This window comes from Nocardiopsis listeri (assembly GCF_020741345.1).
In the GTDB taxonomy this organism is placed as follows: domain Bacteria; phylum Actinomycetota; class Actinomycetes; order Streptosporangiales; family Streptosporangiaceae; genus Nocardiopsis; species Nocardiopsis listeri_A.
On record NZ_DYZD01000412.1, the window covers coordinates 1 to 7,090 of the forward strand.

General features: G+C 67.1%; 4 protein-coding genes. 1 reads left to right on the forward strand and 3 read right to left on the reverse strand.

The genetic code is table 11. From position 1 onward, the window contains the following. The 3 genes from K8V84_RS22220 to asnB form a co-directional block, all read right to left on the reverse strand. On the reverse strand, positions 1-2,132 hold a 2,132-nt coding region (locus K8V84_RS22220; RefSeq protein ID WP_304078299.1), incomplete at its 3' end, for a condensation domain-containing protein. Continuing rightward, on the reverse strand, positions 2,129-3,991 hold the full coding sequence (locus K8V84_RS22225; protein ID WP_304078301.1) for a non-ribosomal peptide synthetase: 1,863 nt from the start codon (positions 3,989-3,991) through the stop codon (positions 2,129-2,131). The genes K8V84_RS22225 and K8V84_RS22220, both read right to left, overlap by 4 nt. 40 nt (positions 3,992-4,031) lie before the next feature. After that, positions 4,032-5,891, reverse strand: a complete 1,860-nt coding sequence (gene asnB / locus K8V84_RS22230) for an asparagine synthase (glutamine-hydrolyzing) (protein WP_304078303.1) — start codon at positions 5,889-5,891, stop codon at positions 4,032-4,034. 310 nt (positions 5,892-6,201) lie between these two features. On the opposite strand from asnB, the gene K8V84_RS22235 reads away from it, so the two are divergent. Beyond that, on the forward strand, positions 6,202-7,090 hold an 889-nt coding region (locus tag K8V84_RS22235; RefSeq protein ID WP_304078305.1), incomplete at its 3' end, for an acyltransferase.

The window sequence follows — 7,090 nt, forward strand, 5'->3', positions numbered from 1 at the left end:
CCCTCCAAGGCCCCGATCGTTCGCAGTGGTCCGGTGAGAGGCCCGACGATCCCGGGTTCCCGGAGGGTGTGGTCCGTCATCACCAGGGAGAGGCCCTCGGGGAAGAAGGCGAGGAGCGATGACGAGAGAGCGTGGCACAACTCGTCGAGACCGTGCCTTGCGCCGCGCAGGAGGGTCGACGCCACCGGTACGTGCGGTGCGCGGTCGGCCGGGTGCGATGCGGGCGCAGACTCGGGGGCCCGGCGCTCGACCTCGGACAGGAAGGAAGGGGGCACCCGCGGCGCAGTGGTCCCCGACCAAAGGTCTCCCAGGTCCTTGAGGAGGGTGCGCCAGGACCCGGGGTCGGCCACCAGGGCGTGCAGGACGAGCAGGAGGAGCACGGAACCGCCTCCACGTTCCACCACGACCGCCTGAAGACGTGGCCCCTCAGGGGAGTCCGCCCGGGAGCGGGTGCGTCGTAGAGCGCGATGGAGGAGTTCGGTCTGTTCTTCGGGCTCGTGCCGGGACAGGTCCAGTCGGCTCAGCGCCAGGACCTTCTCGGCGTTGCCCGCTTCCTGACGCCACTGGTCCCCCTCGCGGACGAACCGGAGTCTGAGGGCCTCGTGGAGGAGGACCAGTTCCGTGAGGGCACGTCGCACCCCGTGGACGCCTACGCCCTCGGTTTCCAGCAGGAGCGCTTGGGCGTAGGTGCCGAGGCCGCCCCCGCCCGCGGCGAGTTCCAGGAGGTGCCGTTGTCCGGGCAGGACCGGAACGAGGGCTTGACGTGCGGATGACCCGGTGGAGGAGTCGGATGGCGAGGGTGCTCGCGGAACCGCTCCGTCCTCGTCCAGGACGGGCATGAGTTCCAGTGCCCGACCATCCACGGAACCGCGTGGCCGGGGGATGTCCGCCACGCGCACCAGGCGGCCGGGAAGGGGAGGAGGGGCCGTCTCGGCGGGTACCGAGGCGCGGACGATCCCCGCCGTCGTCCCGGGGGTGACGACGTATCCCGTGAAGTGTCGCTCCAACGAGCTTCGAGAACCGGGGTCGGCGTATCCCAGCCGAGAGAGCACACGTCGTACTCGGGCGGTGTTGACGGGCTCGCGCAGTTCACCGTCGGCCTCCTCTCGGCCCAGGTGGCCCAGTCGTACCTCCCACCGGGTCGGGGACTCGTAGTTGTGGAACCCCCGCTCGATCGTGTGCACGTACACGCCCACGTCGTTGATCATGCAGTTCGAGCTGCAAAAACCGGTGTCGGTGGGTTCCGCCCACGCGGGTGAGTGTGTGCGCAGGAACCGCCGGATGTCCTCCTTGGACACGTCGCTGTAGCGAAAGAAATCCACCACGTCCACCGAGTCCAGGGCCTCGTTCCCGATCCTCCCCCGGTGGTACACGGTGCGGCCCGCACGCAGGTCCCGCTCGATCCTCTCGGGATCGAACACCCCTTGGGAGTGGAACCAGGAGAGTCGTTCGTCGATGATCTGTCCACGCGACAGACCCGTGACGATGGAGGGGATGCCCCTTTCATGGGCGAGTCGGGTGCTGAGTTCGAGAAGTGAGCGAAAGCATCCGTTGCACACGCTCTTGTGTTCGTTCAGGCTCTCCAGGAAGACGCGCTCCTGGTCGTCGTGGGACATGGTGACGTGCTCCACTCCGAGCGCGGAGGTGACACTCTCCACGTTGTGCAGCGCCGCGCGTGAGATGAACCCGTTGTCGAACGTGAAGGTCATGACGCGCAGACCCATGGAGACCAGCTGGTACAGCACGTAGGTGCTGTCCTTGCCTCCGCTGAAGAGCAGTAGACAGTCATGGGAGGCTCCGCGTTCCTCCGTCGCCGAGCGCAGACGTTCGAGCAGGGTTTCGCGCGTCCCGAAGTAGGAATGGACACGTTCCTTGTCCCGCTCGTAGGTGAGGCACAGCCCGCACACCCCTGCGGCGTCGAAGGAGATCCCGGGGTATCGACCCGAGATGCCGCACGTGGTGCAGTTCGGGGGTGCGGGCTCGATCTCGCCTGGACCGTGATAGCGAACGGCGCAGTCGATCACCTCGGGATGGGCGAGCAGGGCGTTCTCCATCTCCCGTGCCAGGATCCCGGTCTGGCGGGGGGAGGGCCGGCCTCCGGTGCTTTCGTCCGGGTTCTGTGCGCGCGTCATGGGGCCTCCTCGGTGGGCTGTTCGTCCCGAGGTCGAAGGAGGTCTTCCTCCTCGTCGTCGGTGAACAGGTCGGTTATGGCCTCGTCGGAGAACAACGCCTCCCCCACCAGACGGGCGGCCCCCTCGATGGTCGGTTCGACGAGGAAGGAAACGAGGGGGACCTCGACCCCGGTCCGCTGTCGGATCCGGTTCAGCAGTTCGAGGACGAGCAGGGACGTGCCGCCGGCGTCGAAGAACGATCGGTGGACGTCGACTCCGGCCATGGGCAGGATCTGCGTCCAGACCGCGGCCAGTGTCCGCTCCAGGGGAGTGGTCGGCTCCGTCAACGCGGTGGTGGACGTCGCGATCTCCGACGGCAGTGCCCGGCGGTCCACCTTGCCGCTCACGGTCCGCGGGAGGCGGTCCATTCGGACGAAGGCGTCTGGGAGGGCCGCGTCGGAGAGGTGGTGCGACAACCGCGCGCGGAGGAGAGCGGGATCGGGTAGACGTTCGGCCTGGAGGAACACCCTCAACCGAGCCGGTCCCGAGCCCTCATCGTGTACGACAACGGCCGCGTCGTCGACACCGGAGACCTCCCGGAGCAGTGCCTCCACGCCTTCCATCTCCACCCGGACACCGCCGACCTTGACCTGTTGGTCCGTCCGTCCGAGGAACTCCAGTTCACCGTCGGACAGCAACCGGCCGAAGTCCCCGGTCCGGTAGACGATCTCCTCGCGGCCGTTTTCGACCGACCGTGTGAAGGCGGCGGCGGTGGCCTCGGGGTCGTTCAGGTATCCCAGGGCCGCGTCGGGAGTGCGCAGATGTATCTCCCCGACCTCACCAGGGGGGCACGCGTCGCCGTGTTCGTCCAGCAACAGCACCTCGGTTCCGGGGATCGGCCGTCCCACGGGCACGGTCTCGCGTTGGGCGTCGGCCGCCGTGACCGGGTGGTAGGTCTTGGTCATGGTCGTTTCGGATGGCCCGTACAGATTGATCAGCGTGGGCCCGTTCGTTCCGCACAGTGCCGTCCACCGGGCCACGTCGGAGGGGTGCAGCCGTTCACCGGAGAGGGCCACATGCCGGAGCCGGGAGAACCGTGTCCCGTTCGCTTCGGCGGCCGATAGGAATCCGCGGAACACGGTGGGCACACAGTGGAGGAGGTTCACCCCGGAATCGTCGATCCAGCGGCACAGCGCAGCAGGGTCGGTGACGACGTCCGGGGTGGGAAGGCAGAGGGTGCCGCCGGTGGTCAGGGGCAGGAGGACGTCGCGCAGGATCGCGTCGAACCCGGGTGAGTGCAGTTGCGCGACGCGAAGACCGGGGCCGGCGCACACCAGCTCACCCTCCCAGCGCAAATAGGGGGGGAGCGCCCTCGACCTTCCGACGATCCCCTTGGAGCGGCCCGTGGTACCCGATGTGAAGAACACGTAGCAGGGATCGTCGGGGGCGCCCTTGTGCGCGGGGACCTCCGCTGAGGGCTCGCCCGGCCCCGTGACGATGTCCGCTCTCGGGGCGAACTCCGAGAGCAGGGAGAGCACTCCCGGTTCGGGCTCCGTGTCGGTGACCACGTGTTCGGGTGATGTGGCGCCCAACGCCATGGCCACCTGACCGGGTGGGCCCGAAACGTCCAGGGGCACCACCGTCCCACCCGACCGGAGGACCGCCAGAAGGGCCGTTACCAGCAGGGCTCGATCTCGAACGAGCAGGGGGACCAGGGCTCCCGGCCGCACTCCCGTGCTGACCAGGGCGTGGGACCACCTTCGTACCTCGGTGTCCAGTTCCGCGTAGGACATTCGTCCGTTCGGCCCCTCCAAGGCCGTTCGGTCCGGGTGCTCCCTCGCGGTGCGGCTCACCATCTCGTGGACTGGCTCGAACTCCATACCGTTCCTTTCGTCGGGCCCGGTGTCGGCAGGGGGTGGTTCAGTTGAGATCGGGAAGACCGAACAGGTCCAGCAGGATGCCGAAGGTCAACACGACGAACAGCAGGTCGTCCTCATGGTGTGGATTCAGGTCGGCGTCGGGGGACAGGGATCTCTGACGGAGACGTTCCACCACGGTCGGATCGAAGTAACCCTGCCTGGCGATCAGGGCGGGAGAGAGGACGTCCGCGACCCACTCGGCTCCGGCTCTGAGAACGGAAGGGCTTCCGGGGGCTCGGAAACCGAACTTCTCGCGGCCCAGGATCGCTTCGGGTACGAGGCGCTCGGCGGCCCTGCGCACGAGATACTTCTCTCCCGACGCGTTGACCTTCAACTTCGGGGGGACGGTGGCGGCGAACTCCACCACGTCCAGGTCCAGGAAGGGGTGGCGTGTTTCGACCGATCGGGCCATCGCCATGCGATCCCCGTGATCGCCCAGGAGGTGGTCCGCCAGCCGCAGACGCAGGTCCAGGTAGGAGCGCCGGCTCAGGGGGTCGAGACCGCTAAGGGCACCGTTGTCCACCACCGGGTGTCGGAGACAGTCCACCTGGCCGAAGCTCGCGCGCACGGCCTCGGAGTACAACGGCGCCTTCGAACGTCGCCAAGTGTGGTAGGAGCGCTCGTACCCTACGTCGGGATCGCCCCACAAGCGTGTGCGGACCTTGCGTTCGAGGGCTTCCTCCAACAAGCTCCCACGGCTGGGCGCCCCGGGGCCCAACCCGTCCAGGCGGTACCCGACGTAGCCACCGAACAGCTCGTCCGCGCCTTCTCCCGACAGGACCACCCGCACGTCGGCCTCCCTGGCGCTGTCGGCCAAGGCCAGGGAACAGACGTTGTAGCTCTCCTTCACCGGTGTCTCCGCGTGCAGGACCATCGCGTACAGGTGATCGACGATCTCGGAGGACCCCATCCGTGTCTCGTGGTGGACCGAGGAGAGCCGGTCCGCCACGAGCCGCTGGTAACCGGACTCGTCGATGTCGGTGCCGGGGAAGGCGACGGAGAAGGTGGGGTGCCCGGGGGACGCCCGCTCGGCCAGGGCCGCGATGAGCGAAGAGTCCAGGCCGCCGCTCAGATAGAGCCCGACCGGGACGTCGGCGCGCAGTCGGCGACGGACGGAGCGGTCGAGTAGCTCCAGGAGCCGTTCGGTGTACTCCACCTCGCTCTTCTCCGGTGCGTGGGGATCCGGCCGGTGGAGGTCCCAGTACCGCCGGCGCTCCACCTTTCCGTTCTCGACCAGCAGGTAGTGGCCACCGGGTAGCGTCTCCACCCCCTTGAACATGGTCCGTGGACTCACGAGACCGGGAAAGGTCAGGACCTGGTCGAGTCCGACCAGGTCCACGGCCCGCTCCACACCGGGGAACGCCAGTATCGCCTTGGCCTCCGACCCGAAGACGAAGGCGTCGGGGGTCAGCGCGTGGTGCAGAGGAAGGACGCCGATCTGGTCCCGGGCGAGGAATAGGCGGCCTCTGCCCCGATCGTGGAGGGCGAAGGCGAACTGTCCCCGTAGTCGACTCAGGAGATCCGTCCCCATCTCCTCGTAGAGATGGATGATCACTTCGGTGTCGTACGGGGTGGTGAATCGGTGGCCCCTGGCGCTGAGCTCCGCGCGTAGTTCCGGCTCGTTGTAGATCTCACCGTTGCAGACCAGGGCCACGTTCCCGTCCGGGCCCTCCAACGGGTGGTCGCCTCCCCCCGGAGCGATGACGCCCAGACGTCGAAAGCCCAGGGAGACACCATCATGGTGGGTCTGCCCACCACCATCGGGTCCCCGGTGGGCCAGTGTGTCCGTCATCGCGGTCAGTCCTTCCGCACCCGCTCCGGGGCCGGGTCCAAGGGACATGAACCCCGCGATTCCGCACATCGCTCCTCTTCCTTTCCGGGATTTTCCGGCCAATTCCTGGTCGAGTACGTGGGTTGCTTTCTCGGTAAGGCTACTCACTCTCCTTTCGTCTGATTTCTCCTGGAGAGTTGAAGTTTCGCGACGGCAAGAATGAAGAACTTTCGGATCTCGGGTTATGAGAGCAATATGTGAGAAGCGGCCTGTATTCCCTGGGGTGATCCTGGGATACCGAACATCGTTAAAGGAGTTTCCTGTGGTCGCTGTCGGAACAAGTGACTCCGATGCCTTGGCATTGAAGACGAAAAGGCGTTACTTTCCAGAGTTGGAGGGGATGCGGGGCCTGGCCGCGTTGGGGGTGCTCACCACGCATGTGGCGCTCAGCGCCGGTCAGGTCGGTGTCGGTGACTTTCCCGGGAACGGCTTCGCCGGGGTCATGCTCCACCAGTTACACGTGAGTTTGCCGATCTTCTTCGTGCTCTCGGGTGTGCTGCTGTACAGGCCGTTCGTGGCGGCGACGATCCTCGGGACGAAGAGGCCCAGGGTCGGTCCCTACCTGTGGCGCCGTCTGTTGCGGACCATGCCCGCCTACTGGCTGCTGGCCGTGGTGACCCTGGTCCTGCTCAACCGGGACACCGTCCACACGTTGTGGGAGGTCGTCCGGCCGATGCTGCTACTGCACATCTACCAGGAGAACGCGCGCGTTCTGGGTATGGAGCAGACCTGGAGCCTGGCGACGGAGGTGGCCTTCTACGCTCTCCTGCCCTTCCTGGCCTGGCTCCTTCACCTGTTCGCCCGACGTGTGGAGGATCCTGTCGGTCGGTCCCGTCGCATCCTCGCGGTTCTGCTCCTGCCCGTGGTCGTGGGCATCGCCTACACGGTCTACGTTCACGGACCCGCCTTCGAACCCTGGGCGATCCAACAGGAGTGGCCGCTGAAGTGGTTCGGCTACGTCGCGGTCGGTATGGCCTTGGCCACGCTCTCCGTGACGGCGGATGCCGCGCCGGATCGCGTCCCGGCTCCTTACCGACTGCTCATGAGGCGCCCGAGCCTGGCCTGGGTGGCGGCCGTCTGCGCCTACCTGGCGGCTTGCTTCTCCCCCTTCGGCCAGCCCGGGTACGCGAACTACCCGGCCGTACCCCAGGCCGTCACCGAACACGTGCTGTACCTGTTGTTCGGTCTTTTCGTCCTGGCCCCGCTGACGACCCCCAAGGGGTCACCGA